This is a genomic window from Acinetobacter lwoffii (assembly GCF_024129595.1).
Lineage (GTDB): Bacteria > Pseudomonadota > Gammaproteobacteria > Pseudomonadales > Moraxellaceae > Acinetobacter > Acinetobacter lwoffii_O.
In genome coordinates, this window is sequence record NZ_JAMXXS010000094.1 from 1 (window position 1) to 787 (window position 787).

Below are 787 nucleotides of genomic sequence, written 5' to 3' on the forward strand. Positions count from 1 at the left end.
GGTGGTGTTTCAAAAAGTATGCTGAAAAAAACAATATGGCTTTTGATAAAATAGAGGTATGAAAATAACGCTACAAATCAAATGTCCTACCTGTCTAAGTAACAATATAAAGAGAAATGGCATCAAAGTAGATGGGAAACAAAACCATCAATGCAAAGATTGCAAACGTCAGTTTATTGGTGATCATGCATTAAGCTATCAAGAATGTAACTCAGGTATTACCGGCAAGATATTACATTTAATGGTCAGAGGAAGCGGTGTAAGAGATATTGCTGAAGTCGAGCGTATCAGCATTGGCAAGGTATTACGAACCTTAAGTGAATCGATCTATCAGATTCAGCCTAAACAAAGCCACTACGAATGTCTTGAAGTCGATGAACTTTAGACTTTTGTAGGGAATAAGAAAAATAAACAATGGCTTATTTATGCCTACCATCGAGAATCTGGAGAAATTGTTGCTTATGTTTGGGGTAAGCGGGATTTAGCAACGGTTCAACGTCTTAAAGCTAGACTTAAAAAGCTTGGGGTTCAATATGCTCGAATTGCGAGTGATCATTGGGATAGTTTTATCACAGCATTTCAATGTTGCAAGCAAGTGATCGGTAAGTTTTTTACCGTCGGTATTGAAGGTAACAATTGTAGAATTCGTCATCGAATCAGGCGTGGATTTAGGAGAAGTTGCAACTTTTCTAAAAAGCTCGAAAATCATTTTAAAGCCTTTGATTTGACTTTCTTTTACCTTAATAACGGATTTGTTTAACGCCAGCATACTTTTTGAAACACCACC

The 787-nt window shown here is 36.6% G+C and carries 1 pseudogene; it reads left to right on the forward strand.

The features are described from left to right. The first annotated feature begins 58 nt into the window (after nt 1-58). Nucleotides 59-760, forward strand: a pseudogene (locus tag NI466_RS15795) (IS1 family transposase). The last annotated feature ends 27 nt before the right edge of the window (nt 761-787 follow it).